Genomic DNA, 26,765 nt, shown 5'->3' on the forward strand with positions numbered 1-26,765 from the left:
ATGAGCGAACCGGAACCCACGGCCGTCGCCCCCGGCACCGCGCCCCGCGACGGGCTCGACGCACGGCTCGTCGTGGACCGCGGCGGCTTCCGCCTGGACGTGTCGCTGGCCGCCGCGCCCGGTGAGGTCGTCGCCCTGCTGGGCCCCAACGGCGCCGGCAAGACGACCGCGCTGCGCGCACTGGCCGGGCTGCTGCCGCTGACCGGCGGGCACCTGCGTCTCGACGGGGTCGCACTGGACCGTACGCCGCCCGAGTTCCGCCCGGTGGGCGTCGTCTTCCAGGACTACCTGCTGTTCCCGCACCTGACCGCGCTCGACAACGTCGCCTTCGGGCCGCGCTGCCGGGGCGCGACGAAGGCCGAGGCGCGGGCCCTGGCCTCCGGGTGGCTGGACCGCATGGGTCTGGCCGGTCACGCGGGCGCCCGACCGCGCCGTCTCTCCGGTGGCCAGGCGCAGCGCGTCGCCCTCGCCCGCGCCCTGGCGACCGGCCCCCGGCTGCTGCTCCTGGACGAGCCGCTCGCCGCGCTGGACGCCAGGACGCGGCTCGAGGTGCGCGCCCAGCTCCGCCGCCACCTGGCCGACTTCGAGGCCGTCGCGGTCCTGGTGACCCACGATCCGCTGGACGCCATGGTGCTGGCCGACCGTCTGGTGGTGGTCGAGCACGGCACGGTCGTCCAGGAGGGCGGCCCCGCCGACATCGCCCGCCGCCCGCGCACCGACTACATCGCGCAGCTCGTCGGTCTGAACCTGTACCGGGGCCGGGCCGACGCCCACACCGTCCGCCTCGACGCCGGTCCGGCGATCACGACCGCGGAGGAGCTCTCCGGGCCGGCCTTCGTGGCGTTCCCGCCGGGCGCCGTGACCCTGTACGCGGAGCGCCCCGCCGGCTCCAGCGCACGCAACCTGTGGCGCTGCGAGGTGGCCGGGCTGGAGACGCACGGCGACCGGATCCGCGTGGACCTGACCGGCGAACTCGCACTCGCCGCCGACCTGACCACGGTCGCCGCCGCCGAGCTCGGCCTTCACCCGGGCGCACCGGTGTGGGCGACGGTCAAGGCGACGCAGACCCACGCATACCCGGCATGACGAGGTTGCCGGGCTACGGTGCCCCCATGAGCCTGAGCATCCGCAACCAGCTCCCCGGCACCGTCACCGGCGTCACCCCGGGCGAGGCCATGGCCACGGTCGGCGTCCGGCTGACCGGAGGGCAGGACCTCACGGCGGCCGTCACCCGGGAGGCCGCCGAGGACCTCGCCCTGAGCGCCGGAGCGGCCGTCCTCGTCCTGGTGAAGTCGACGGAGGTCTCTCTCGCCACCCATGAGGCCGAGGGCCTGTCGATCCGCAACCGGCTGCCCGGCACGGTCACCCGGCTCACCCTCGGCGAGGTCATGGCGGCCGTCCGCATCGCCATGGGCGACGCCGAGCTCACCGCCGTGATCACGAGGGAAGCGGTCGAGGATCTGGGGCTCTTCGTGGGCTCCGACGTGATCGCCCTGGTCAAGTCGACCGAGGTCGCGCTCGCGAAGGCCCGGCAAGGCTGAAGGCCCCGCCCCGGGCAGGGGCGAGGCCTTCGGTCGCGGGCCGGTCAGTCCGCGTAGGCGTCCAGCGGCGGGCAGGAGCAGACGAGGTTGCGGTCGCCGAAGGCCTGGTCGATGCGACGCACCGGCGGCCAGTACTTGTCGGCCACCGACACGCCGGCCGGGAACACGGCCTCCTCGCGCGTGTACGCGTGGTCCCACTCGCCGCCCAGCGCACCGGCGGTGTGCGGAGCGCCCCGCAGCGGGTTGTCCTCCGCGGGCCAGGCGCCGGATCCGACCTTCTCGATCTCCGCCCGGATGGCGATCATCGCGTCGCAGAACCGGTCCAGCTCGGCCAGGTCCTCGGACTCGGTGGGCTCGATCATCAGCGTGCCGGCCACCGGGAAGGACATCGTCGGCGCGTGGAAGCCGTAGTCGATCAGCCGCTTGGCGACGTCGTCCACGCTCACGCCCGTCGCCTTGGTCAGCGGACGCAGGTCGACGATGCACTCGTGCGCGACCAGCCCGTTCGGGCCGGTGTACAGCACCGGGAAGTGCGGCTCCAGGCGCTTGGCGATGTAGTTGGCGGACAGCACGGCCACCTGGGTGGCGCGCTTGAGGCCCTCGCCGCCCATCAGCCGGACGTACGACCAGGAGATCGGCAGGATGCCGGCCGATCCCCACGGCGCCGCCGAGATCGGGCCGACGCCGGTCTGCGGACCGGCCGCGGGCTGCAGAGGGTGGTTGGGCAGGTACGGCGCCAGGTGGGAGCGCACGGCCACGGGGCCGACGCCGGGGCCGCCGCCGCCGTGCGGGATGCAGAACGTCTTGTGCAGGTTCAGGTGCGAGACGTCGCCGCCGAAGTGGCCGGGCTTGGCGAGGCCGACCAGGGCGTTGAGGTTGGCTCCGTCCACGTAGACCTGGCCGCCGGCGTCGTGCACCTGGGCGCAGATGTCGGCGACGTGCTCCTCGAAGACGCCGTGCGTCGAGGGGTACGTGATCATCAGCACGGCCAGCTCGTCGCGGTGCTTCTCGATCTTGGCGCGCAGGTCCTCGACGTCGATCTCGCCGTCCTCGGCGGTCCTGACGACGACGACCTTCATGCCGGCCATGACGGCGCTCGCCGCGTTGGTGCCGTGCGCGGAGGACGGGATGAGGCAGACGGTGCGCTGGTCGTCGCCGTTGGCGCGGTGGTAGCCGCGGACGGCGAGCAGTCCGGCGAACTCGCCCTGCGACCCGGCGTTCGGCTGGAGCGACACCTTGTCGTACCCGGTGACCTCGGCGAGGCGTTCCTCGAGCTCGCGGATGAGGGTGAGGTAGCCCTGCGCCTGCTCGGCGGGCGCGAAGGGGTGCAGCTGCCCGAACTCGGACCAGGTGACCGGCTCCATCTCTGTGGTCGCGTTGAGCTTCATGGTGCAGGAGCCCAGCGGGATCATGCCGCGGTCCAGCGCGTAGTCGCGGTCGGCGAGGCGGCGCAGGTAGCGCAGCATCGCGGTCTCGGAGCGGTGCGCGTGGAAGACGGGGTGGGTCAGGAAGTCGTCGGTGCGCAGACGCGCCTCGGGCAGGGCGTCCCCGGCGCTCGCGTCCAGGGCCGCCACGTCGCCCTCGACGCCGAACGCGTTCCACACGCCGCCGACCTGGGCGCGCGTGGTGGTCTCGTCGCAGGCGAACGACACGTGGTCGGCGTCGACGAGGCGCAGGTTGATGCCGTTCTCGCGGGCGGCGTGCACGATCTCGCCGGCCCGGCCGGGCACCCGCGCGGTGACCGTGTCGAAGTAGGCACCGTGCACGATCTCGACGCCGCCGGCCGCCAGACCCGCGGCGGTGACCGAGGCGTACCGGTGGGTGCGGCGCGCGATGGCCCGCAGCCCGTCCGGCCCGTGGTACACGGCGTACATGCCGGCCATGACGGCGAGCAGCACCTGCGCGGTGCAGATGTTGCTGGTCGCCTTCTCGCGGCGGATGTGCTGCTCGCGGGTCTGCAGGGCGAGGCGGTATGCCTTGTTGCCGTCGGCGTCCACGGACACGCCCACGAGGCGGCCGGGCAGGCTGCGCGCGAACTTCTCGTGGACGGCCATGTAACCGGCGTGCGGTCCGCCGAAGCCCATCGGCACACCGAAGCGCTGGGTGGTGCCGACGGCGATGTCCGCGCCCAGCTCGCCGGGCGAGGTGAGCAGCGTGAGGGCGAGCAGGTCGGCGGCGACGGTGACGAGGGCGCCGAGCTCGTGCGCCCGGTCGACGACCGGCTTGATGTCGCGGACGGCACCGGAGGCACCCGGGTACTGGATCAGGACGCCGTTGATCTCCCGCTCGGCGACCTCGGCGGGGATGCCGTCGCTCAGGTCGGCGACGACGACCTCGACGCCGGTCGGCTCGGCGCGCGTCCGGATCACGGCGATGGTCTGCGGCAGCGCGTCCGCGTCGACCAGGAAGAGGCCCTTCTTGTTCTTGCCCATGCGCCGGGACAGGGCCATCGCCTCGGCGGCGGCGGTGCCCTCGTCGAGCAGCGAGGCGCCGGAGGTCGGCAGGCCGGTGAGGTCGGCGACCATGGTCTGGAAGTTCAGCAGGGCCTCCAGGCGGCCCTGGGAGATCTCCGGCTGGTAGGGCGTGTACGCGGTGTACCAGGCCGGGTTCTCCATGACGTTGCGCAGGATGACCGGCGGGGTGAAGGTGCCGTAGTAGCCCAGGCCGATCATGGAGTCCAGGACCTGGTTGCGGTCGGCCAGCGAGCGCAGCTCGGCCAGTACCTCGGCCTCGGAACGGGCGCCGGGCAGGTCCAGCGCGTCGGCGTTCTTGATCACATCCGGTACCGCGGCGGCCGTCAGCTCGTCGAGCGAGCCGTAGCCGACCTGCGCGAGCATCTTGGCCCGGGCCTCGTGGTCGGGGCCGATGTGGCGCTGCTCGAAGGGTGCTGCCTGTTCGAGCTCGGAGAGCGGAATGCGAGGGGCTGTCATTGCGGAGGCCTCCTGGTCTGACGACCTTCGAGGGGCACCACGGCGCGGGTGCCCGGACGGCCTCCCCCTCTGTCATCTCGACCTGAGAGCTTCACCGGGCCGCCCGAGGGCTGCCGGCTTTCACCGTCGGTGAGAGCGGAGGCCGCGGCACCCGCTCTGCTTTCCAGAGTGACCTCGTCCGTGCGGTACGTGGGCCTGAGAGATTCCGGGGAGGATTTGCTCCTTCGGCGCCTCCGATGATGTCTGGAGGACTCTCCCGCACGGGGTCAGCAGCCGTCTGCCAGCCTACCAGCGAGGCGGACGCACAGGTCTTCGAGTGACTGAGCGCACCTTCGAGTGGCCGCTCGCCCCAAAGTGGCTTTTTGTTGTACTGACGCATGATTCGCCGGATGGTGTGCGACCAAGTGGAGGGCCCGTGCGTACCGAGATCGATCCGCGCAGTCTGATAGGCCGCAAGGCGTTCGACCGCAAAGGCACCAGGATCGGCACCGTCGACGAGGTCTACCTCGACGATGCCACCGGCGTCCCCGAGTGGGCCGCCATCCGCACCGGGCTGTTCAGCAGGGACGCTTTCGTGCCGCTCGAGCCCAGCGAGCTGGTCGAGGGAACGCTGCACGTGCCCTTCGACCGGTCCCTGATCAAGGAGGCCCCCGACTTCGGCGTCGGCCGCCATCTCTCACCGGAACAGGAGCTCCAGCTCTACCACCACTACGGGCTCGACGTGGCCGCCGCGCCTCCGCTCCCCGACCACGACTTCGGCAAGCTGGCCGGCACGGGCAACGAGGAGGGCTGAGCCACCTGCCTCCGGCGCCGGCCGCGCCCCGGCCGCGGGGCACGGCGTCCCCGGGCGTCCTCCACGCGCACCGCTCCGCAGGTCACGGCGCCGCGCCGGCGACACCCCGGCCGGACACCTCCCCCGCCGGCGGGACTGCCGGACCCGGGGCGGTGGCGCCGGACGCCGCCGGGTCCGCGGCCCCCTCCCCGGCGGCGTCCGGCGTCCCCCCGTCCTCCCCCGGGCCGGGCGGCGGGGACGCGACCAGCGGCAGCGGCTCGGCCGGTGTCAGGCGGGGATCGTCGACGGGGAAGGTGCGCACCCGGCCTGGTACGGAGTACGGCGTCTCGAAGCGCACCGTGACCCGCCCCAGGCCACTGCCCTGCACCCACCCGTGCCCGAGCTCCGTGTGCCGCACGTCGTGACCCGAGGGCCAGTGACGCTCGGCGGGGGCCTGCCGGTGCTCCTGAGCGGGCTCCTCGCGCGGCGCCTCCGGGAGTTCCTCGGCCCGCTCGCCCGCCGCCTGCGCGAACAGGTCCTCCTGCGTGTAGTCGGCGAGGCCGCTGACGCCGACCCCGAGCAGCCGTACACCGCCCGTGGTGTCCACGGAGTCCAGCAGCCGGGCCGCCGCCTCCCGCACCACCGCCGGGTCGTCCGTGGGCCCGCGCAGGGTCTCCGAGCGCGTCAGCGTGGAGAAGTCGTACCGCCGGACCTTGAGCACGATGGTCCGGCCGGACAGCCCGGACCCGCGCAGCCGCCGCACGCACCGGTCGGCCAGCCGCCCCACCTCCACACCGACCCGCACCCGGTCGTGGATGTCCACGTCGTACGTGTCCTCCACCGACACCGACTTGGTCTCCCGCTCGGCCACCACGGGCCGGTCGTCGCGCGCCAGCGCCATCGCGTACAGGGCGTGCCCGTGCGCCTTGCCGAGCAGCCGCACCAGCTCGTCCTCGCCCGCCTCGGCGATTTCCTCCACCGTCGTGATGCCGGCCCGGCGCAGATGGTCTCCCGTGGCCGGTCCCACCCCGGGGAGGATCCGGACGGACTTCGGTCCGAGCATGGCCCGCTCGGTCCCGGGTTCGATGAGCACCAGCCCGTCCGGCTTGGCCTCCTCCGAGGCGATCTTGGCGAGCATCTTGGAGGCGGCCAGCCCGACCGAACCGGTGAGGCCGGTGACGGCCCGGATGTCCGCGCGCAGATTCGCCCCGGCCAGTCGCGCCGAGTCGGCGTCCCAGGCCGTCCCGCCGGCCTCCAGGTCCACGAACGCCTCGTCCAGGCTCAGCGGCTCCACCAATGGCGACAGGGCCCGCAGCAGCCGCATGACCTGCTGGCTGATCGACCGGTACAGCTCGAAGCGCGGGACGAGATAAGCGGCGTTGGGCGCAAGGCGCCGGGCCTGGCCCATGGGCATCGCGGAGTGGACGCCGAAGACCCGCGCCTCGTAGGAGGCCGTGGCGACCACTCCTCGCGGCCCCAGACCACCCACCACGACGGCCTTCCCGCGCAGGCTCGGCTTGGACGCCTGCTCCACCGAGGCGAAGAAGGCATCCATGTCGAGATGCAGGATCGTGGGCGCGGTTCTCACATCTCCGATGCTGCCCTACGCCACTGACAATCCGCCGTCGGTGTCCCGCGGGCCCGGTGCGTCCTCAGACCGCCCGGTTGCGGCGTCGCGCCAGTTCGTCCGCGGGGTTGGGCCCGACCAGCGTCTCCCCCGTGTCGATCCGTTCGCCGTGGAGCTGGGACAGAGCGCCCTCGACGTCCCGCCACACCACGCCGACGGCGATCCCGAAGATGCCCTGGCCGCCCTGGAGCAGGGCGTGGACCTCGTCGGGCGACGTGCACTCGTAGACCGTGGCGCCGTCGCTCATCAGCGTCATGCGCTCCAGGTCGCGGAAGCCGCACTCCCTCAGGTGCTGGACGGCGGTCCGGATGTTCTGCAGCGACACCCCGGTGTCGAGGAACCGCTTCACGATCTTCAGCACGACGACGTCGCGGAAGCTGTAGAGGCGCTGGGTGCCGGACCCGTGGGCGGGCCGCACGCTCGGCTCCACGAGGCCCGTACGGGCCCAGTAGTCGAGCTGCCGGTAGGTGATGCCCGCGGCGGCGCAGGCCGTCGGCCCGCGGTAGCCGATCTGCTCGGACGCCATGGACGCCGCCCCTCCGCTGCCCGGCACGGCCGCAGGCCGCTGCGGAGCGTGCTCGGCCGTGCCACCGGGCTGGGGGTATCCCCCGCTCGAGCGGAGCCGAGAACTCGGGGAAGGGTACGAGCCGCCCACCCCGAGGCCTCGTCCGGGGCCACCCCCGGCCGTACTGTCGCCGCTCATTCCCACGCCGACCTCCGTCCTTGACCTGCCTCCTCGACGGTAGGCAGTCACCAAGGGTGCGTCAACGATCGCCACACTCGGCACGCCGAGTGATAATCACCCTAAGAGTGGTTTCGCGTGCCCCGTCGCGGGGAAAGGCTAGCCGAATGTGCTCGGAGGGGGCCCTACGACGCCGTCGCCGTTCCGGCCCGGTGCGGGACTACTGGTTGCTGCTGCCGAAGTCCTCCGGCGAGATCTGGTCGAGGAACTCGCGGAACTTCTCCACCTCGTCCTCCTGCTCGTCCGGGATGGCGATGCCCGCGTCGTCGAGCACCCCGTCGCTGCCGTAGATCGGCGTTCCGGTGCGCAGTGCCAGCGCTATGGCGTCGGACGGCCTGGCGCTCACCTCGACGCCGCTGGCGAAGACCAGCTCGGCATAGAAGACCCCCTCGCGGAGGTCCGTGATGCGAACTTCCGTGAGCTCCTGGCCGACGGCCTCCAGCACGTCCTTGAACAGGTCGTGGGTCAGCGGCCGCGCGGGGGCCATGCCCTGCTGGGCGAAGGCGATGGCCGTCGCCTCTCCCGGCCCGATCCAGATGGGGAGGTAGCGGTCGCCTCCCACTTCGCGCAGCAGCACGATCGGTTGGTTGGAGGGCATCTCGACCCGGACACCTACGACATCGAGCTCGTTCACACAGCAACCCTAGGCCGTGCTCGGGACGTTTGGGTAGTCGGGCCGGGAACGGGTGGGCGATACGGGTCCCTCACGGGCCCCGTTTCAGGACAGCCGCACCCCGAGGGCCGTCTGCACCAGGGCCGCGTGCAGCTTCACCGCCAGCCCGGCCAGTTCCTTGGTGCGGGCTTCGGCATGTGCCCTGGTCTGCGGGTTGCGGTGGCGTCTGAGCGGGGCCACCACCTGGTCCACGAGCCCGGCCTCCCGGTCGGCGGCGGCCTTCATCAGCCGCAGGTGGCGCGGCTCGATCCCGAACCGTCCCAGCTCGACCACGAGGGAGGCGACGGTGACCGCCTCGGCGTCGTAGGCGCCGTCGGCCAGTGGAGCGACCAGCCCGTACGACTCCCATTCCGCCAGCTCCTGCTCGCCGATACCGGCGGCGGCGAGCAGCTCGTCCCGTCCGATCCGGGCCGCAGTGGGCGCCTCGTCGGGTTCCGGCACGGCCTCCCCGTCGCGCTGCCGGCCCAGGGTCGGCAGCCGCACCGCCTCACCGCGCTCCATGGCGTCCAGGTGCTCGCGGATCACCTTGAGCGGCAGGTAGTGGTCCCTCTGCATACGCAGGACATGACCGAGACGCTCGACGTCGTGAGGGCTGAACTTGCGGTACCCCGCCGGGGTACGCCGCGGCTCGACCAGGCCCTCGGCCTCCAGGAAACGGATCTTGGAGATGGTGATGTCGGGGAACTCGTCGCGGAGCGTGTTCAGCACCGAGCCGATACTCAGCAGCCCCTTGTCCGTGGCGGCGGTGCCGGGGCCGGCACCGCCACTCGGTGTTCGAAGCATGGACCTTCCCTGGGACTCCCCCGGAACGAGTCCGGGGCCGGTCAGTAGCCCCGCTGGCTCGCGTAGAAGACCAGCCGGTACTTACCGATCTGCACCTCGTCGCCGTTGGACAGCGCGACCTGGTCGATCCGCTCACGGTTCACGTACGTGCCGTTCAGGCTGCCGACGTCGGCGACCGTGAACGAGCCGTCCGGGACACGGCGGAACTCCACGTGCCGGCGGGAGACCGTCACGTCGTCCAGGAAGATGTCGCTCTGCGGGTGGCGCCCGGCCGTGGTCAGCTCACCGTCCAGCAGGAAGCGGCTGCCCGAGTTCGGGCCGCGGCGCACGACCAGGAGCGCCGAACCCAGCGGCAGCGCGTCCACGGCCGCCTGCGCCTCGGGAGAGAGCGCCGGCACCGCCGTCTGACCGGTCATCTCGGCGTCGTACGCCTCGAGGCCGGAGATGGAGATCGTCGAGGTCGTCTCGGACGCCCGCTCCGGTACCGCGCCGGGACGCAGCGGGGCGCCGCAGTTCGAGCAGAAGCGGCTGTTCTCCGCGTTGCGGTTGCCGCACCTCGTACACACCAGGGCCGACATGGACGGATCCTCCTGCCGCGGCTGCCCCGCCGGGGCGTACCCTCCGCCAGCACCCGGGGCCGGCGGTTGCCCGAAACCTATGCCGCCGGACTGCGCGGGGTCAACGGACGGCGCGCCCTGGCCACCGGGAAAGCCGCCACCCGGGCCGGCCACCTGGTCCCGGAACATCGGGCGTGAGCCTTCCGCGTCGGGCTGGGCGCGATGGCGAGCGGTCGCGTTGTCGCTGCCTTCTCGCGCGCTCTTGCCGAACAACTTCGCAAACAACTTCACGGGCGATTCCCCTTGACCGAAACAGACCCGCCCGTGGGGCAGGACGAACCCTGACTGAACCTACTGGCCGACCCGGACACCTTCACAACGTCCGTCTCCACCGGACAGTTTCCACCACGCACCACCCAATCGGTGCGCCGACCCCCCGCAACCTCTTGCCCTCGCCGGATGCCCCCCATGCACCGCCGGTTCACTGGGAGGACGACCGAGCGTAGTCAGGCCGCTTCGCCGCTCGCAAGGCGTCCACGACGATCTTGCTCGACCGCTCAACAGTAACGGTGGCCTGTTCCTTCTCCAGAGTCTGCACCACGCCTCCAGGGATGTTGAGCGCCGGTTCGAGGTCCTGCGGCTTGCCGATGACCTGGAAACGATAGGGCGCGTCGATCTTGTTCCCGTCGACGCTCACGCTCTTGTCGGCGTCGGTGAGGTAGGTACCGGCGACGACCCGTACACCGTTCACCTGGATCGCCTCCGCCCCCGCCGCGCGCAGTTCCTGGACCGCGTCGAGCAGCATGTCCGCCTCGACCGTTCCCTTCGTGTCCTCGATCGTCACCGTGATACCCGGCCCCTGCGCGGCCACGGTGCCCGCGAGGATGCCGAGCTGCCGCTCCTTCTCCAGCGTCTGCTTACGGGCCTCCTCCGCCTGGTCGGAGCTGTTCTCCAGCTCGTCGCGCTGCTTCTCGAGGCCCTGCTTCTCGTCTTCTAGACGCTGAGTCCGGTCGTCCAGTTCATCGAGGATGCGAACAAGATCTTCCTGCCGGGCGCCGCGCAGCGCGCTGTCGCTGTCGCTGTTCGACGCGACCTGGACCGCGAGGCCGAAACCCAGGCCGGACAGCAGCAGTGCGACGATGAGTTGCGCCCGGGTGACGCGCGGGGGCCACAGCCCCTTCACCAGCCGCTGCCGGCCGGTGAGTCCGGTCCGCGTCTCCGTCCGCTCCTCCTGCGGGGCGTCCCCGGCGGGCGCGGCGGGAGAGTCCTTCGCCGGCACCTCCTCGGGCAGTTCCCGGCGCAGCGTGTGCGTGGGCTGTTCGTCGTGGTCGCTCATCGGTGTCACGCCCGGAACACGTGCCGGCGGATCGCCGCGGCGTTGGAGAAGATGCGGATGCCCAGGACGACGACGACGCCGGTGGACAGCTGCGCCCCCACGCCCAGCTTGTCGCCCAGGAACACGATCAGTGCGGCCACGACCACGTTCGACAGGAACGACACCACGAAGACCTTGTCGTCGAAGATGCCGTCGAGCATGGCCCGCAGGCCGCCGAAGACGGCGTCGAGCGCCGCCACGACGGCGATCGGCAGGTAAGGCTCGACGGCGGCCGGCACCTCGGGCCGGACCAAGAGGCCGGCCACGACTCCCACGACGAGGCCCAGTACGGCGATCACGATGTGCCCTTCTCGGATATCGGTTGTGCTGTTCGTACGATCACACTCGGTGCGGCCGGGAGCCGGAGGTCGTCCGCCACGGAGATGGCGGTCCGGATGCCGTAGCTCTCCTGCAGGGCGTGCAGGTACAGCCCGTCCGCGCTGTCCTGGAACTTATTGCTCAGCTGCTTGCCGTCCCCCACCGCGAGCACCGTGTACGGCGGCACGAGCGGCCTGTTGTCGACCAGTATCGCGTCTCCCGCGGCACGGATCGCCGACAGCGCGGTCAGCCGCTGACCGTTGATGGAGATCGCCTCGGCCCCCGACTCCCACAGCCCGTTGACCACGCGCTGCATGTCCCGGTCACGTACCCGGCCGGTGTCGGAGAATCCGGAGGCGCCGCGCGGCCGGCCGTCGCCGCTGTCGGCCGCCTTGGCGTCGTCCACCACGAGCTTCACACCGGGGCCGTGCACCTCGACCGCGCCGGCCAGGACGCCCACGAGGTCGGCGCGGTCGCCGCCGCCGCTCTTCTCGAGCGCCTCGCGCTGCCGCGCGTTGACGTCGTCGCGCAGCTTGTCGACGTTCTCCTCGAGCTTGTCGGCCGCCGAGGTCTGGCTCTCGACGCGGTCGATCAGCTCCTCGCGTTCCTTGGCGACGACGGGGGCCGCGACGCGTGCCTGCGCCGCTCCGACCGTGACCACCAGGGCGGCGAGTACCAGTCCTGCCGCCAGTGCGAGCTTGGCGCGGAGCGTCCTGGGCAGTCCACCGGCGCCCTCGGCCTTCTTCCGCGCGGCGGCCTCGGCGTATCCGTCGTCGAGACTGTGGTCCATCACGTTGGTGAGCAACGACATGGACGCGTCCGGGCGTGCGGGCCGCGTGGCTGTGCTCCGAACGGGGGGTTGCTGCGGCATGCCGCACATCGTCGCACGCCACGGCCACTACCTCCGAATGGCCCCACCGGCGTGCCGGACAGGCCCCTTTGGGGACACTTGTCCGGCACGCACGCGTGCGGTGTGTTTACCGGCCCGCGCTGTCCACCACCGCGGACCACTCGTCGAGCAGCGCCTGCGCGGAGGCGTCGTCCGGCCCCTCGGCCCACAGATGGGTGACGGCTTCGGCCGGGTCGGGCAGCACCATCACCCAGCGCCCGTCGGTCTCCACGACGCGGACTCCGTCGGTGGTGTCCACGAAGCGGTCTCCGGCCGCCTCGACGACGCGCCGCATCACCAGCCCCTTGACGGCCCACGGGGTGGCCAGGTCCCGCTTGAGGACGTGGGCCCGCGGGATACGTGCGTCGATCTGGCTGAGGGTGAGCTGCGTCCGCGCCACCAGGCCGATCAGCCGCACGAAGGCCGCCGTGCCGTCGTAGACGCTGCTGAACTCCGGGACGATGAAGCCGCCCTTGCCGTCGCCGCCGAAGATCGTGCCTTCCTCACCGCCGACCCGGGTGAGGTCGTCCGGCGAGGTCGTCGTCCATTCGACCTGGGTGCCGTGGTACGCCGCCACCTGCTCGGCGATCCTGGTGGTCGTGACGGGCAGGGCGACCCGACCGCTGCGCCGCTCGGCGGCGATGAGGTCGAGCATGACCAGCAGGGCCCGGTCGTCCTCGATGATGCGGCCCTTCTCGTCGACGAGCGAGAGCCGCTCACCGACCGGGTCGAAGCGCACGCCGAACGCGGCGCGCGAGGACGCCACGATCTCTCCGAGGCGCACCAGCCCCGAGCGCCGCATGTCCTCCGACTCGGTCGGCCGGGACTCGTCGAGACCGGGGTTGATGGTCAGCGAGTCGACGCCGAGCTTGCCGAGCAGGCTGGGCAGGACGAGCCCGGCGCTGCCGTTGGAGGCGTCCACGACCACCTTGAGTCCGGACTCGGCGATCCCGGTGGTGTCCACGTTCCGCAGCAGCGACCCGGTGTACGAGTCGAAGACGCTGGACGGGAAGTGCAGGTCTCCGATCTCACCGGGGAACGCGCGCCGGTACTCCTGCCGCGCGAACACCCGGTCCAGCTTCCGCTGGCTGCCCTGCGAGAGGTCGGCACCCTGTCCGTCGAAGAACATGATGTCCACGGAGTCCGGGACTCCGGGCGTGGTCCGGATCATGATGCCGCCGGCGCTGCCGCGCGCGGTCTGCTGCCGCGCCACGGGCAGCGGCACGTTCTCCAGGTCGCGTACGTCCATGGCGCTGGCCTGCAGCGCGGAGATCACCGCCCGCTTCAGCGCACGGGCACCGCGGGAGTGGTCGCGGGCCGTGGTGACGGTGGATCCCTTCTTCAGCGTGGTCGCGTAGGCGCCGGCCAGCCGCACGGCCAGTTCCGGTGTGATCTCCACGTTGAGGATGCCGGACACACCGCGGGCACCGAAGAGGTGGGCCTGTCCCCGCGACTCCCAGATGACCGAGGTGTTGACGAAGGCACCGGCCTCGACCGTCTTGAACGGGTACACCCGCACGTTGCCCTGGACGATCGATTCCTCACCGACCAGGCACTCGTCGCCGATGACCGCGCCGTCCTCGATCCGCGCGGCGCGCATGATGTCGGTGTTCTTGCCGACGACGCAGCCCCGCAGGTTGCTGTGGGGTCCGACGTACACGTTGTCGTGGACGACGGCTTTGTGCAGGAAGGCTCCGCTCTTGACGACGACGTTGGAGCCGACGACCGTGTGCTCACGGATCTCGGCGCCGGCTTCGACCTTGGCGTAGTCGCCGATGTAGAGCGGGCCGCGAAGCACGGCGTCGGGGTGCACTTCGGCGCCTTCGGCCACCCATACGCCGGGGGAGATCTCGAAGCCGTCGATGTCGACGTCGACCTTGCCCTCGAGGACGTCGGCCTGGGCCTTGACGTAGCTCTCGTGCGTGCCGACGTCCTCCCAGTAGCCTTCGGCGACGTAGCCGTAGACCGGCTTGCCTTCCTTCATCAGCTGCGGGAAGACGTCGCCGGACCAGTCGACGGGCACGTCGGGGTCGACGTAGTCGAAGACCTCGGGCTCCATGACGTAGATGCCGGTGTTCACGGTGTCCGAGAAGACCTGGCCCCAGGTCGGCTTCTCGAGGAAGCGCTCGACCTTGCCCTCTTCGTCGACGATGGTGATGCCGAATTCCAGCGGATTGGGCACGCGTGTCAGACACACGGTGACGAGCGCGCCCTTTTCCTTGTGGAAGTTGATCAGGTCGGTGAGGTCGAAGTCGGTCAGGGCATCACCGGAAATTACGAGGAAGGCATCGTCCTTCAACGCCTCCTCGGCGTTCTTGACGCTTCCGGCGGTACCGAGTGGCTTCTCCTCGTTAGCATAGGTGAGCTCCATTCCGAGCTCTTCGCCGTCACCGAAGTAGTTCTTGACCAGCGAGGCCAGAAACTGCACGGTGACGACCGTCTCGTTGAGCCCATGCCTTTTGAGCAGCCTCAGAACGTGCTCCATGATCGGCCGGTTGGCCACCGGCAGGAGCGGCTTGGGCATGCTCGAGGTCATCGGGCGAAGGCGTGTGCCTTCGCCTCCGGCCATCACGACGGCCTTCATGTCGGAAGCGTCCTCCTCTAAGAGATGAAGGTCTGACCGACTTCACCCGTCCAGCGTGCCGCACTTTTGCGGCGCGGGCCATCCGGGCGGAGGCCGCACAAGGGGCGAGTTCAATCGGTCAGGGTGTCCGCACGAACCAAGCGGCGGACCTGAACCACATAGAGAACACCTGCCCACCAGTACAGGGTTGTACCCCATCCGGCGAACGCCCATCCGAAAACGGCGGCGAGTGACGCGATCCATCCGCTGCCGTCACTGAGCAGCAGCAGGGGGAAGGCGTACATGAGGTTGAACGTGGCGGCCTTCCCCAGGAAGTTCACCTGCGGCGGCGGATAGCCGTGGCGGCGGAGGACGCCGACCATCACGAGCAGGACCGCTTCGCGGGCGAGCAGTACGAGGGTCAGCCAGAGCGGGAGGATCTCCCGCCAGGTGAGGCCCACCAGGGTGGACAGAATGTAGAGCCGGTCGGCCGCGGGGTCCAGGAGCCGGCCGAGGCTGCTGATCTGGTTCCAGCGACGCGCGAGCTTTCCGTCCAGGTAGTCACTGACTCCGCTGAGGGCCAGTACCAACAGCGCCCAGCCGTCGCTCTGTGGGCCGCCGAACTCGGGCCGGAGGATCAACCACAGGAAGAGCGGCACGCCGGCGAGGCGTGCCATGCTGAGGATGTTCGGGATGGTGAGGACCCGGTCGGTCTGCACGCGGGTCTCCTGGACCTCCACGCGGGGGCCTCCTGGAAGAAACGAGCCAATGATGCTCCCCGACCCTACCTCAACGCAAAAAAGCTCTGGCTCTTGGGCTGTGTGCCCAAGAGCCAGAGCTCTAAAAGGAGTTCGGCGGCGTCCTACTCTCCCACAGGGTCCCCCCTGCAGTACCATCGGCGCTGAAAGGCTTAGCTTCCGGGTTCGGAATGTAACCGGGCGTTTCCCTAACGCTATGACCACCGAAACACTATGAAAAAGACAACCAGCCGCCCCTGTGACCGGGGACGGGTTGTTCGTGGTTTCAGAACCAACACAGTGGACGCGAGCAACTGAGGACAAGCCCTCGGCCTATTAGTACCGGTCACCTCCACACCTCACGGTGCTTCCAGATCCGGCCTATCAACCCAGTCGTCTACTGGGAGCCTTACCCCATCAAGTGGGTGGGAGTCCTCATCTCGAAGCAGGCTTCCCGCTTAGATGCTTTCAGCGGTTATCCCTCCCGAACGTAGCCAACCAGCCATGCCCTTGGCAGGACAACTGGCACACCAGAGGTTCGTCCGTCCCGGTCCTCTCGTACTAGGGACAGCCCTTCTCAAGACTCCTACGCGCACAGCGGATAGGGACCGAACTGTCTCACGACGTTCTAAACCCAGCTCGCGTACCGCTTTAATGGGCGAACAGCCCAACCCTTGGGACCGACTCCAGCCCCAGGATGCGACGAGCCGACATCGAGGTGCCAAACCATCCCGTCGATATGGACTCTTGGGGAAGATCAGCCTGTTATCCCCGGGGTACCTTTTATCCGTTGAGCGACGGCGCTTCCACAAGCCACCGCCGGATCACTAGTCCCGACTTTCGTCCCTGCTCGACCCGTCGGTCTCACAGTCAAGCTCCCTTGTGCACTTACACTCAACACCTGATTGCCAACCAGGCTGAGGGAACCTTTGGGCGCCTCCGTTACTCTTTAGGAGGCAACCGCCCCAGTTAAACTACCCATCAGACACTGTCCCTGATCCGGATCACGGACCCAGGTTAGACATCCAGCACGACCAGACTGGTATTTCAACGACGACTCCACCCATACTGGCGTATGGACTTCAAAGTCTCCCAGCTATCCTACACAAGCCGAACCGAACACCAATATCAAACTGTAGTAAAGGTCCCGGGGTCTTTCCGTCCTGCTGCGCGAAACGAGCATCTTTACTCGTAGTGCAATTTCACCGGGCCTATGGTTGAGACAGTCGAGAAGTCGTTACGCCATTCGTGCAGGTCGGAACTTACCCGACAAGGAATTTCGCTACCTTAGGATGGTTATAGTTACCACCGCCGTTTACTGGCGCTTAAGTTCTCAGCTTCGCCTGGACGAATCCAAGCTAACCGGTCCCCTTAACGTTCCAGCACCGGGCAGGCGTCAGTCCGTATACATCGCCTTACGGCTTCGCACGGACCTGTGTTTTTAGTAAACAGTCGCTTCTCGCTGGTCTCTGCGGCCACACCCAGCTCAGAGTGCAAGACTCGTCACCAGACGTGGCCCCCCTTCTCCCGAAGTTACGGGGGCATTTTGCCGAGTTCCTTAACCATAGTTCACCCGAACGCCTCGGTATTCTCTACCTGACCACCTGAGTCGGTTTAGGGTACGGGCCGCCATGAAACTCGCTAGAGGCTTTTCTCGACAGCATAGGATCATCCACTTCACCACAATCGGCTCGGCATCAGGTCTCAGCCACAAGTGCGACGGATTTGCCTATCGCACGGCCTACACCCTTACCCCGGGACAACCACCGCCCGGGATGGACTACCTTCCTGCGTCACCCCATCACTCACCTACTAACCGCTTGGTTCGGCGGCTCCACCACTTTCCTTTCCCCGAAGGGTCCGGAACGGCTTCACGGCCTTAGCATCACGATGCTCGATGTTTGACGCTTCACAGCGGGTACCGGAATATCAACCGGTTATCCATCGACTACGCCTGTCGGCCTCGCCTTAGGTCCCGACTTACCCTGGGCAGATCAGCTTGACCCAGGAACCCTTAGTCAATCGGCGCAAACGTTTCTCACGTTTGTATCGCTACTCATGCCTGCATTCTCACTCGTCAACCGTCCACAACTACCTTCCGGTGCTGCTTCACCCGGCAGACGACGCTCCCCTACCCATCACAGCGCCCGTTGGGGCTACATGCTGCAATGACACGACTTCGGCGGTACGCTTGAGCCCCGCTACATTGTCGGCGCGGAATCACTAGACCAGTGAGCTATTACGCACTCTTTCAAGGGTGGCTGCTTCTAAGCCAACCTCCTGGTTGTCTGTGCGACTCCACATCCTTTCCCACTTAGCGTACGCTTAGGGGCCTTAGTCGATGCTCTGGGCTGTTTCCCTCTCGACCATGGAGCTTATCCCCCACAGTCTCACTGCCGTGCTCTCACTTACCGGCATTCGGAGTTTGGCTAAGGTCAGTAACCCGGTAGGGCCCATCGCCTATCCAGTGCTCTACCTCCGGCAAGAAACACACGACGCTGCACCTAAATGCATTTCGGGGAGAACCAGCTATCACGGAGTTTGATTGGCCTTTCACCCCTAACCACAGGTCATCCCCCAGGTTTTCAACCCTGGTGGGTTCGGTCCTCCACGAAGTCTTACCTCCGCTTCAACCTGCCCATGGCTAGATCACTCCGCTTCGGGTCTTGAGCGTGCTACTGAAACGCCCTGTTCGGACTCGCTTTCGCTACGGCTTCCCCACTCGGGTTAACCTCGCAACACACCGCAAACTCGCAGGCTCATTCTTCAAAAGGCACGCAGTCACGAGACATCAGCAAGCTGATGTCCGACGCTCCCACGGCTTGTAGGCACACGGTTTCAGGTACTATTTCACTCCGCTCCCGCGGTACTTTTCACCATTCCCTCACGGTACTATCCGCTATCGGTCACCAGGGAATATTTAGGCTTAGCGGGTGGTCCCGCCAGATTCACACGGGATTTCTCGGGCCCCGTGCTACTTGGGTGTCTCTCAAACGAGCCGCTGATGTTTCGACTACGGGGGTCTTACCCTCTACGCCGGACCTTTCGCATGTCCTTCGCCTACATCAACGGTTTCTGACTCGTCCTGTCGCCGGCAGACGACAGAAGAGAGATCCCACAACCCCCACGACGCAACCCCTGCCGGGTCTCACACGTCGTAGGTTTGGCCTCATCCGGTTTCGCTCGCCACTACTCCCGGAATCACGGTTGTTTTCTCTTCCTGCGGGTACTGAGATGTTTCACTTCCCCGCGTTCCCTCCACACTGCCTATGTGTTCAGCAGCGGGTGACAGCCCATGACGACTGCCGGGTTTCCCCATTCGGAAACCCCCGGATCAAAGTCTGGTTGACGACTCCCCGGGGACTATCGTGGCCTCCCACGTCCTTCATCGGTTCCTGGTGCCAAGGCATCCACCGTGCGCCCTTAAAAACTTGGCCACAGATGCTCGCGTCCACTGTGCAGTTCTCAAACAACGACCAACCACCCATCACCCCGGGACAACATCCCGAGTGCACTGGGGCCGGCACCGAAGACCCAGCCATACGGCCGTGCCCTCAGACACCCAACAGCGTGCCCGACACCCTCGCCACCCGATCCCGTTCCACGCCGAAGCAGTACTAGGAGACCGAGCTGGTCAAGTGTGCCGAGTAGTCAACGTTCCACCCATGAGCAACCAGCATCAGACATTCGCTGATGTACTGGCCTCTGACCTCACCCCGAAGGACTCGGTAAGAAGTGCTCCTTAGAAAGGAGGTGATCCAGCCGCACCTTCCGGTACGGCTACCTTGTTACGACTTCGTCCCAATCGCCAGTCCCACCTTCGACAGCTCCCTCCCACAAGGGGTTGGGCCACCGGCTTCGGGTGTTACCGACTTTCGTGACGTGACGGGCGGTGTGTACAAGGCCCGGGAACGTATTCACCGCAGCAATGCTGATCTGCGATTACTAGCGACTCCGACTTCATGGGGTCGAGTTGCAGACCCCAATCCGAACTGAGACCGGCTTTTTGAGATTCGCTCCACCTCGCGGTATCGCAGCTCATTGTACCGGCCATTGTAGCACGTGTGCAGCCCAAGACATAAGGGGCATGATGACTTGACGTCGTCCCCACCTTCCTCCGAGTTGACCCCGGCGGTCTCCCGTGAGTCCCCAGCACCACAAGGGCCTGCTGGCAACACGGGACAAGGGTTGCGCTCGTTGCGGGACTTAACCCAACATCTCACGACACGAGCTGACGACAGCCATGCACCACCTGTACACCGACCACAAGGGGGGCACTATCTCTAATGCTTTCCGGTGTATGTCAAGCCTTGGTAAGGTTCTTCGCGTTGCGTCGAATTAAGCCACATGCTCCGCCGCTTGTGCGGGCCCCCGTCAATTCCTTTGAGTTTTAGCCTTGCGGCCGTACTCCCCAGGCGGGGCACTTAATGCGTTAGCTGCGGCACGGACAACGTGGAATGTTGCCCACACCTAGTGCCCACCGTTTACGGCGTGGACTACCAGGGTATCTAATCCTGTTCGCTCCCCACGCTTTCGCTCCTCAGCGTCAGTATCGGCCCAGAGATCCGCCTTCGCCACCGGTGTTCCTCCTGATATCTGCGCATTTCACCGCTACACCAGGAATTCCGATCTCCCCTACCGAACTCTAGCCTGCCCGTATCGACTGCAGACCCGGGGTTAAGCCCCGGGCTTTCACAACCGACGTGACAAGCCGCCTACGAGCTCTTTACGCCCAATAATTCCGGACAACGCTTGCGCCCTACGTATTACCGCGGCTGCTGGCACGTAGTTAGCCGGCGCTTCTTCTGCAGGTACCGTCACTTTCGCTTCTTCCCTGCTGAAAGAGGTTTACAACCCGAAGGCCGTCATCCCTCACGCGGCGTCGCTGCATCAGGCTTTCGCCCATTGTGCAATATTCCCCACTGCTGCCTCCCGTAGGAGTCTGGGCCGTGTCTCAGTCCCAGTGTGGCCGGTCGCCCTCTCAGGCCGGCTACCCGTCGTCGCCTTGGTGAGCCATTACCTCACCAACAAGCTGATAGGCCGCGGGCTCATCCTGCACCGCCGGAGCTTTCGAACGTCACAGATGCCTGTGACGGTCAGTATCCGGTATTAGACCCCGTTTCCAGGGCTTGTCCCAGAGTGCAGGGCAGATTGCCCACGTGTTACTCACCCGTTCGCCACTAATCCCCACCGAAGTGGTTCATCGTTCGACTTGCATGTGTTAAGCACGCCGCCAGCGTTCGTCCTGAGCCAGGATCAAACTCTCCGTGAATGTTTACTCGGCCAGTGAATTAACACCGCCGGTGCGACACACACGGGAGCGGAACAGTCGGAGGAATGATCCGACCGTTCACAGCGTCCTCGCTGTGTTTTTTCAAAGGAACCTCGTCCCAGCCTGACGGCCGGAGACGGGGTATCAACATATCTGGCGTTGACTTTTGGCACGCTGTTGAGTTCTCAAGGAACGGACGCTTCCTTTGTACTCACCCTCTCGGGCTTTCCTCCGGGCGCTTCCCTTCGGTGTTTCCAACACTATCAGGCTTTTCCGGTCCCTCTGACCACCGTCCTGCGGGCATGCAGAAGGCGACCCAGAGATAGGATCTGAAGAGTTGGGTGCCTGCCGAACGAGCACACCGAGTTGGTGTCGCTCAACCTCTGGCAGGAGTGACGACTGTACACGGGCCCTCGGAACGGGTGCAAATCACTGGCGACTGTGGTCTAGACCTCTATTCGGAACATCCGTGCGGAACCGGTACTTCCTATGACATACGCTGCTGCACAGTGTGCCGTCCGGGACAGGCAGTGACGGCCCGTACAGATCTCCACCACCGGGAGGCTTCCCATGACCACTGTCTCGTCCCCGCTTGCCGGACGCGCCATCGGACTGGCCGCAGTGCCGGATCCGGTCTTCTCCGGGGCCATGGTCGGCCCGGGTACCGCCATCGACCCCGTTCGGGAGCCCTCCGAGGCCGTCTCTCCCGTGGACGGGGTCATCGTGTCTCTGCACCCGCACGCGTTCGTCGTGGTCGACGACAGTGGTCACGGTGTGCTGACCCATCTCGGCATCGACACCGTGCAGCTCAACGGCGAGGGCTTCGAGCTGCTGGTGAACAAGGGCGACACCGTCGTGCGCGGTCAGGCCGTGGTGCGCTGGGACCCGACGGCCGTCGAGGCCGCCGGCAAGTCACCGGTCTGTCCGGTCGTGGCCCTCGAGGCGACGGCCGAGGCGCTCACGGATCTCCGCGAGGACGGCGAAGTGAAGGCCGGCGAGAGCCTCTTCCTCTGGAAGTGACGGCAACGCCGTCGTACGACGGCTGGTAGGACAACCACCGCGGCGGCGGGACCCGCCGCATTATCGGGACGGGTGAGATGGAGACAACGCTGCGAGGCGTCGGTGTGAGCCACGGTGTGGCGATCGGCGAGGTTCGGCACATGGGGACGGCGGTGCTCGAGCCGCCTGCCAAGCAGATTCCGGCGGAGGACGCGGAGCGCGAGCAGGGGCGCGCCCGCAAGGCCGTGGAGGCTGTGGCGGCCGACCTGACGGCGCGCGGCAATCTGGCGGGGGGCGAGGCCCAGGCGGTGCTCGAGGCGCAGGCCATGATGGCCCAGGACCCCGAGCTGATGGCGGACGTGGAACGGCGGATCGTCGTCGGCAGCACGGCCGAGCGCGCTGTGTACGACGCCTTCGCGGCCTACCGCGCCCTGCTGGCCGGTGCCGGGGAGTACCTGGCCGGCCGGGTCGCGGACCTCGACGACGTGCGGAACCGTATCGTCGCCCGGCTGCTCGGGGTGCCGATGCCGGGCGTGCCGGACAGCGACGAGCCCTACGTGCTCATCGCGCGTGACCTGGCGCCCGCCGACACGGCGTTGCTCGATCCGACACTGGTGCTCGGCTTCGTCACCGAGGAGGGCGGGCCCACCAGCCACAGCGCGATCCTGGCGCGGGCACTGGGCGTGCCGGCCGTGGTGGCGCTGCCGGGGGCCGGCGAGCTTCCCGAGGGCACCGTGATCGCGGTGGACGGCAGCACCGGCGAGATCTTCGTGAACCCCAGCGCGGAGAAGAAGGCGCGGATGGAGGCGGAGGCCGCCGAGCGCAAGGCCGCGCTGGCCGCCTCGACCGGGCCGGGGGCGACGTCCGACGGTCACAAGGTGCCGTTGCTGGCCAACGTCGGTGGTCCCGCCGACGTGCCCGCCGCGGTGGAGGCGGGGGCGGAGGGCGTCGGCCTGTTCCGTACCGAGTTCCTCTTCCTGGACGACAGCGAGAACGCGCCGTCCGAGGAGAAGCAGGTCACCGCGTACCGGCAGGTGCTGGAGGCGTTCCCGGAGGGCCGGGTCGTCGTGCGGGTGCTGGACGCCGGCGCGGACAAGCCGCTGTCCTTCCTCACCCCGGCCGACGAGCCGAACCCGGCGCTGGGCGTGCGGGGTCTGCGGACGCTGCTCGACCACCCCGAGGTGCTGCGGACTCAGCTGACGGCGCTGGCGAAGGCCGCGGAGGGGCTGCCGGTCCACCTCGAGGTCATGGCCCCGATGGTGGCGGACCGGGCGGACGCCAAGGCCTTCGCGGACGCCTGCCGTGAGGCCGGGCTGCGGGCGAAGTTCGGTGCGATGGTCGAGATTCCGTCCGCCGCACTGCGGGCGCGCTCGATCCTGCAGGAGGTCGAGTTCCTCTCGTTGGGGACGAACGACCTCGCGCAGTACACCTTCGCCGCCGACCGTCAGGTGGGTGCGGTGTCGCGTCTGCAGGATCCGTGGCAGCCCGCGCTGCTCGACCTGGTCGCGCTGGCCGCCGAAGCGGCGAAGGCCGAGGGCAAGAGCTGCGGTGTCTGCGGTGAGGCCGCGTCGGACCCGCTGCTCGCCTGCGTGCTGACCGGTCTGGGCGTCACCTCTCTCTCCATGGGTGCGGCGTCGCTCCCCTATGTACGGGCGACGCTGGCGAAGTTCACGTTGGCGCAGTGCGAGCGGGCCGCGGCGGCCGCCCGTGCGGCGGACAGTGCCGAGGAGGCGCGCAACGCGGCTCAGGCGGTGCTGTCGGGCGAGTAGGGACTGCCGAAGCCACTGCCGTGGCTGTGGTGAGGGGCGCTCCGCCTTCGGGTGGGGCGCCCCTCACGTTTCAGTGGCGGTGTCCCGGCGCTGCGGCGTCGTCTCCGAGGTCGGGTGGCGCGCAGTAGTCGACGTTGGACTCCGGGGAGATCAGGTCTCCGGACTCGACGTCGGTGCAGTAGGCGTCGAAGACCTCGCCGGCGGTGAGGGGGACGAGGCCGTACCCGCGCAGCCGCCAGCCGTAGATGCGGTCGGGGCTGCCGGGGGATGTGGTCCGCATGACGAGGCCGCCGGGGGTGTGGGTGGCGAGGCCGAGGGCCAGGACGGCGGTGAACTCCAGGGCGTCGGCCTCATCCAGTCGTGGGGCGCCCTCGGTGTCGTCGTCGGCGTGGAGGACGGTGGTGAGGGCTTCCGGTGCGGTGGAGACGCTGCAGACCAGGTGCCGGTGGCCCGCCGGGGCGGTCTCCACGATGCGCGTCAGGAGGCGGGAGGCGCGGGCGAACGCGGCGCGGCCGAGGTCCTCGCCGCAGGTGGCGCAGGTGCCGAGGCGGGCCAGCAGGGTGGAGGCGTACTCCCAGGTGGCCTGGCGGACGGCTTCGTCGACGAGGGTGGGGACGAGGTCGGCGAGGGGCTGTCCGTCGTAGGGGACGGTGGGGCCGTGGGCGGCGAGTTCGGCGGTGAACCTGGTGCGGGTGGCGGGGAGGTCGGGATCGAGGCCGGTCGTCGCGCAGAACTCGGCGTAGTCCTCGGGGTCGAAGAGGGCGACGGTGGTGTGGGTGCCCTGGGATGCTCGTGTCCTGAGCACCGCCTCCACCTGGCTGAGGTAGGCGGCGTGGTCGTCGAAGGTGAAGCTGCGGTAGCGCCGCATGGCGCGGAAGTCGTGCTCGTCGGTGAGCAGTCCGAAGGTGCCGGCGATTTCGCGGCGCAGGACGCGTCGCATCGTCTGGTCGGTGTGCGCCATGTTTTCCCCCTGTGCGCAGTCGATCAATGCTCACTCACCGTAACCGGCGGCACTGACAACGGGGGCCGGGCGGGCTCGGGCCGGCCGCCGTCGTGCGGGCGGCCGGCCCGGTGCGGGCCCGGTCAGGTGCGTTTGCGGGCGAGGTCCTCGTAGAAGTGGAGCAGGTCGAGGTTGTCGATGGAGCCGGGGTTGACGGCCTTCTCGAGTGGGGTGCCCTGGAGGAGGCGTTTGACGGGGACCTCGATGCGCTTTCCGGTGAGGGTGTGCGGGATGCCGGGGACCTCGACGATCTCGTCGGGGACGTGGCGTGGGGAGAGCTGTTCGCGGATGGTGCGCTTGATGCTGGTCCGCAGGGTGTCGTCGAGGACGGCTCCGGGGGCCAGGTGCACGAAGAGCGGCATCCAGTACCCGCCGTCGGGCTGTTCGACGCCGATGACGAGGGACTCCCGGATCTCGGGGAGCCGTTCGACGGCCTCGTAGATGTCGGCGGAGCCCATGCGGACGCCCTGCCGGTTGAGGGTGGAGTCGGAGCGGCCGTGGATGACGACGGAGCCGCGGGAGGTGAGGGTGATCCAGTCGCCGTGCCGCCAGACGCCGGGGTAGGTGTCGAAGTAGCTGTCGTGGTAGCGGCTGCCGTCGGGGTCGTTCCAGAAACGGACCGGCATCGACGGCATGGGGTTGGTGACGACGAGTTCGCCGACCTCGTCGGTGAGGGGTTCGCCGTTGGGGTCCCAGGACTGGAGGTCGGTGCCCAGGCCGGGGGCCTGGAGTTCGCCGATGTGCACGGGGAGGGTGGGGACGGCGCCCGCGAAGCATGAGCAGACGTCGGTGCCGCCGCTGACGGAGGCGATCCACAGGTCCTCGCGCACCTCGTCGTGCAGCCAGCGGAAGCCGTCGGGCGGCAGCGGGGAGCCGGTGGTGGCGACGCACTGGACACTGGAGAGGTCCAGGTCGCGGCCCGGATGGATGTCGGCCTTGCGGCAGGCCATGACGTAGGCGGCGGAGGTGCCGAAGAGGGTGGCGCCGGTGCGTTCCGCGATGCGCCACTGGGCGTCCGTGGCGGGGAAGCCGGGGCTGCCGTCGTAGAGGACGATCGTGGTGCCGGTGAGCAGGCCGGAGACGAGGAAGTTCCACATCATCCAGCCGGTCGACGTGTACCAGAAGAAGCGGTCCTCGGGGCCCAGGTCGCAGTGCAGGCCGAGCTGTTTGAGGTGTTCGACCAGGATGCCGCCCTGGGACTGGACGATGGCCTTGGGCAGGCCGGTGGTGCCGGAGGAGTAGAGCACCCACAGGGGGTGGTCGAAGGGCACCTGCTCGAAGACCGGGTCGGTGTCCGCGGCCGTGAGGGCGTCCCATGCGAGGGCGCCCTCGGGGGTGTCGGTGCCGAGGAGCGGGATGTGGACCACGGCGCGCAGGGTGGGCAGTTCGCGGCGCAGTTCGGCGACGGTGTCGCGGCGGTCGTGTTCCTTGCCGCCGTAGCGGTAGCCGTCGACGGTGAAGAGGACGACGGGTTCGACCTGCTGGAAGCGGTCCAGGACGCTGCGGGCGCCGAAGTCGGGGGCGCAGGAGGTCCAGACGGCGCCCACGGCGGCGGTGGCGAGGAGGGCGGTGACGGCCTGGGGGATGTTCGGGAGGTAGCCGCTGACGCGGTCGCCGGGGCGGACGCCGAGGGCGCGCAGTTCGGCGGCGAGGGCGCCGACCTGTCGGCGCAGCTCCGACCAGGTGACGGGGGTCGCCTCGTGGGTCTCGTCGACGTACAGCAGGGCCGGTTCGTCCGCGCGGGTGGCCGCGGCGCGCAGGGCGTGCTCGGCGTAGTTCAGGGTGGCGCCGGGGAACCACTGCGCGCCGGGCATCGAGCGGTCGGCCAGCACGCGCGTGCAAGGGGTCGAGAAGCGTACGTCGAACCACTCCGTGACGGCTTTCCAGAAGGTGTCCAGCTCGTCGACGGACCAGCGGTGCAGGGCGGCGTAACCGCCCTCGGCGGGGGCGCCGTGGTGCTCGGCCGCCCAGGACTGGAACCTGGTGATCCGTGCCTGGGCGATGCGCTGCGGATCTGGCTGCCAGAGCGGCTGGGGGTTCATGGTCGACATGGGGCGGCTCCCGGACTGTGCGCGTCGTGTGCGTCCTCCGCGCACGGGCTGGGGTGTGCGCGTGACGCGGCTGACAGGGACGATGCCATGTGATCGACTTCCGCACCAGGGTGCGCCGCACATAGTCGGTGTCGGGAAGATGTGGTCCTGTCACGGGTGAACGGCAG

At 68.4% G+C, this 26,765-nt stretch carries 18 protein-coding genes, 3 rRNA genes and 1 riboswitch; of the genes, 5 read left to right on the forward strand and 16 right to left on the reverse strand.

What is annotated here, in order from left to right:
• The gene (locus AC0VYN_RS23545) at positions 1–1,086 is read left to right on the forward strand and encodes an ABC transporter ATP-binding protein (protein WP_475532589.1); all 1,086 of its coding nucleotides are present in this window, start codon (positions 1–3) and stop codon (positions 1,084–1,086) included.
• A 26-nt stretch (positions 1,087–1,112) separates the two neighbouring features.
• Complete coding sequence (locus AC0VYN_RS23550) at positions 1,113–1,541, forward strand: TOBE domain-containing protein (protein ID WP_475532590.1); 429 nt, start codon at positions 1,113–1,115, stop codon at positions 1,539–1,541.
• A 44-nt stretch (positions 1,542–1,585) separates the two neighbouring features.
• Here AC0VYN_RS23550 and gcvP read toward each other — a convergent pair whose 3' ends face one another.
• Positions 1,586–4,471, reverse strand: a complete 2,886-nt coding sequence (gene gcvP / locus AC0VYN_RS23555) for an aminomethyl-transferring glycine dehydrogenase (protein WP_475532591.1) — start codon at positions 4,469–4,471, stop codon at positions 1,586–1,588.
• A 173-nt stretch (positions 4,472–4,644) separates the two neighbouring features.
• Positions 4,645–4,740: riboswitch (glycine riboswitch) on the reverse strand.
• 146 nt (positions 4,741–4,886) lie between these two features.
• Between gcvP and AC0VYN_RS23560 the strand changes: the two genes are divergently transcribed.
• Positions 4,887–5,264, forward strand: a complete 378-nt coding sequence (locus tag AC0VYN_RS23560; RefSeq protein WP_385472035.1) for a PRC-barrel domain-containing protein — start codon at positions 4,887–4,889, stop codon at positions 5,262–5,264.
• Positions 5,265–5,346: 82 nt separating this feature from the next.
• On the opposite strand, the gene AC0VYN_RS23565 is transcribed toward AC0VYN_RS23560, so the two are convergent.
• The 13 genes from AC0VYN_RS23565 to AC0VYN_RS23625 form a co-directional block, all read right to left on the reverse strand.
• Positions 5,347–6,831: a DNA polymerase IV gene (locus tag AC0VYN_RS23565; protein ID WP_475532592.1), complete on the reverse strand. Its 1,485-nt coding sequence runs from the start codon at positions 6,829–6,831 to the stop codon at positions 5,347–5,349.
• A gap of 64 nt (positions 6,832–6,895) precedes the next feature.
• The gene (locus AC0VYN_RS23570) at positions 6,896–7,579 is read right to left on the reverse strand and encodes a MerR family transcriptional regulator (RefSeq protein ID WP_475532593.1); all 684 of its coding nucleotides are present in this window, start codon (positions 7,577–7,579) and stop codon (positions 6,896–6,898) included.
• 193 nt (positions 7,580–7,772) lie between these two features.
• Positions 7,773–8,246 (reverse strand): bifunctional nuclease family protein, encoded by a 474-nt coding sequence (locus tag AC0VYN_RS23575; protein WP_109294339.1) that lies wholly within the window; start codon positions 8,244–8,246, stop codon positions 7,773–7,775.
• An 84-nt stretch (positions 8,247–8,330) separates the two neighbouring features.
• A complete protein-coding gene (ftsR, locus tag AC0VYN_RS23580; RefSeq protein ID WP_475532594.1) occupies positions 8,331–9,068 on the reverse strand; it encodes a transcriptional regulator FtsR in 738 nt (245 codons plus the stop codon).
• A gap of 41 nt (positions 9,069–9,109) precedes the next feature.
• A complete protein-coding gene (locus AC0VYN_RS23585) occupies positions 9,110–9,646 on the reverse strand; it encodes an FHA domain-containing protein (protein ID WP_385472299.1) in 537 nt (178 codons plus the stop codon).
• A 460-nt stretch (positions 9,647–10,106) separates the two neighbouring features.
• On the reverse strand, positions 10,107–10,961 hold the full coding sequence (locus AC0VYN_RS23590) for a DUF881 domain-containing protein (RefSeq protein ID WP_475532595.1): 855 nt from the start codon (positions 10,959–10,961) through the stop codon (positions 10,107–10,109).
• Between the two features lie 5 nt (positions 10,962–10,966).
• Positions 10,967–11,299, reverse strand: a complete 333-nt coding sequence (locus AC0VYN_RS23595) for a small basic family protein (RefSeq protein WP_003977440.1) — start codon at positions 11,297–11,299, stop codon at positions 10,967–10,969.
• On the reverse strand, positions 11,296–12,198 hold the full coding sequence (locus tag AC0VYN_RS23600; RefSeq protein ID WP_475532596.1) for a DUF881 domain-containing protein: 903 nt from the start codon (positions 12,196–12,198) through the stop codon (positions 11,296–11,298). Before AC0VYN_RS23600 ends, AC0VYN_RS23595 begins: the two co-directional genes overlap by 4 nt.
• Before the next feature lie 97 nt (positions 12,199–12,295).
• Positions 12,296–14,791 (reverse strand): sugar phosphate nucleotidyltransferase, encoded by a 2,496-nt coding sequence (locus AC0VYN_RS23605; protein WP_475532597.1) that lies wholly within the window; start codon positions 14,789–14,791, stop codon positions 12,296–12,298.
• A 110-nt stretch (positions 14,792–14,901) separates the two neighbouring features.
• Positions 14,902–15,510 carry a cardiolipin synthase ClsA gene (clsA, locus tag AC0VYN_RS23610; RefSeq protein WP_475532598.1) on the reverse strand — a complete coding sequence of 203 codons (609 nt, stop codon included), beginning with the start codon at positions 15,508–15,510 and terminating at the stop codon, positions 14,902–14,904.
• A gap of 109 nt (positions 15,511–15,619) precedes the next feature.
• A 5S ribosomal RNA gene (gene rrf, locus AC0VYN_RS23615) occupies positions 15,620–15,736 on the reverse strand.
• A gap of 87 nt (positions 15,737–15,823) precedes the next feature.
• Positions 15,824–18,944 (reverse strand): 23S ribosomal RNA (locus tag AC0VYN_RS23620).
• A gap of 309 nt (positions 18,945–19,253) precedes the next feature.
• Positions 19,254–20,779: ribosomal RNA gene (locus AC0VYN_RS23625) — 16S ribosomal RNA — on the reverse strand.
• The 16S, 23S and 5S rRNA genes sit together here, the layout of an rRNA operon.
• 570 nt (positions 20,780–21,349) lie before the next feature.
• On the opposite strand from AC0VYN_RS23625, the gene AC0VYN_RS23630 reads away from it, so the two are divergent.
• Both AC0VYN_RS23630 and ptsP read left to right on the forward strand, forming a co-directional pair.
• Positions 21,350–21,799, forward strand: coding sequence for a PTS sugar transporter subunit IIA (locus AC0VYN_RS23630; protein ID WP_475532599.1), 450 nt, complete (start codon positions 21,350–21,352; stop codon positions 21,797–21,799).
• 77 nt (positions 21,800–21,876) lie between these two features.
• The gene (gene ptsP / locus AC0VYN_RS23635; protein ID WP_475532600.1) at positions 21,877–23,547 is read left to right on the forward strand and encodes a phosphoenolpyruvate--protein phosphotransferase; all 1,671 of its coding nucleotides are present in this window, start codon (positions 21,877–21,879) and stop codon (positions 23,545–23,547) included.
• A 70-nt stretch (positions 23,548–23,617) separates the two neighbouring features.
• Here ptsP and AC0VYN_RS23640 read toward each other — a convergent pair whose 3' ends face one another.
• On the reverse strand, positions 23,618–24,508 hold the full coding sequence (locus AC0VYN_RS23640; RefSeq protein WP_475532601.1) for a hypothetical protein: 891 nt from the start codon (positions 24,506–24,508) through the stop codon (positions 23,618–23,620).
• A 122-nt stretch (positions 24,509–24,630) separates the two neighbouring features.
• On the reverse strand, positions 24,631–26,598 hold the full coding sequence (locus AC0VYN_RS23645) for an acetoacetate--CoA ligase (RefSeq protein ID WP_475532602.1): 1,968 nt from the start codon (positions 26,596–26,598) through the stop codon (positions 24,631–24,633).
• Positions 26,599–26,765 lie beyond the last annotated feature (167 nt).

Source organism: Streptomyces sp. 63XJN7_1_ISO-PGPR-S23-121 (genome assembly GCF_056173025.1).

Coding starts and splice junctions, on each gene's coding strand:
- AC0VYN_RS23590 (WP_475532595.1), bottom strand. CDS start 10,961: ATGAGCGACCACGACGAACAGCCCACGCACACGCTGCGCCGGGAACTG.
- ftsR (WP_475532594.1), bottom strand. CDS start 9,068: ATGCTTCGAACACCGAGTGGCGGTGCCGGCCCCGGCACCGCCGCCACG.
- AC0VYN_RS23605 (WP_475532597.1), bottom strand. CDS start 14,791: ATGAAGGCCGTCGTGATGGCCGGAGGCGAAGGCACACGCCTTCGCCCG.
- AC0VYN_RS23550 (WP_475532590.1), top strand. CDS start 1,113: ATGAGCCTGAGCATCCGCAACCAGCTCCCCGGCACCGTCACCGGCGTC.
- AC0VYN_RS23585 (WP_385472299.1), bottom strand. CDS start 9,646: ATGTCGGCCCTGGTGTGTACGAGGTGCGGCAACCGCAACGCGGAGAAC.
- AC0VYN_RS23600 (WP_475532596.1), bottom strand. CDS start 12,198: ATGTGCGGCATGCCGCAGCAACCCCCCGTTCGGAGCACAGCCACGCGG.
- AC0VYN_RS23545 (WP_475532589.1), top strand. CDS start 1: ATGAGCGAACCGGAACCCACGGCCGTCGCCCCCGGCACCGCGCCCCGC.
- AC0VYN_RS23630 (WP_475532599.1), top strand. CDS start 21,350: ATGACCACTGTCTCGTCCCCGCTTGCCGGACGCGCCATCGGACTGGCC.
- AC0VYN_RS23640 (WP_475532601.1), bottom strand. CDS start 24,508: ATGGCGCACACCGACCAGACGATGCGACGCGTCCTGCGCCGCGAAATC.
- gcvP (WP_475532591.1), bottom strand. CDS start 4,471: ATGACAGCCCCTCGCATTCCGCTCTCCGAGCTCGAACAGGCAGCACCC.
- AC0VYN_RS23645 (WP_475532602.1), bottom strand. CDS start 26,598: ATGTCGACCATGAACCCCCAGCCGCTCTGGCAGCCAGATCCGCAGCGC.
- ptsP (WP_475532600.1), top strand. CDS start 21,877: ATGGAGACAACGCTGCGAGGCGTCGGTGTGAGCCACGGTGTGGCGATC.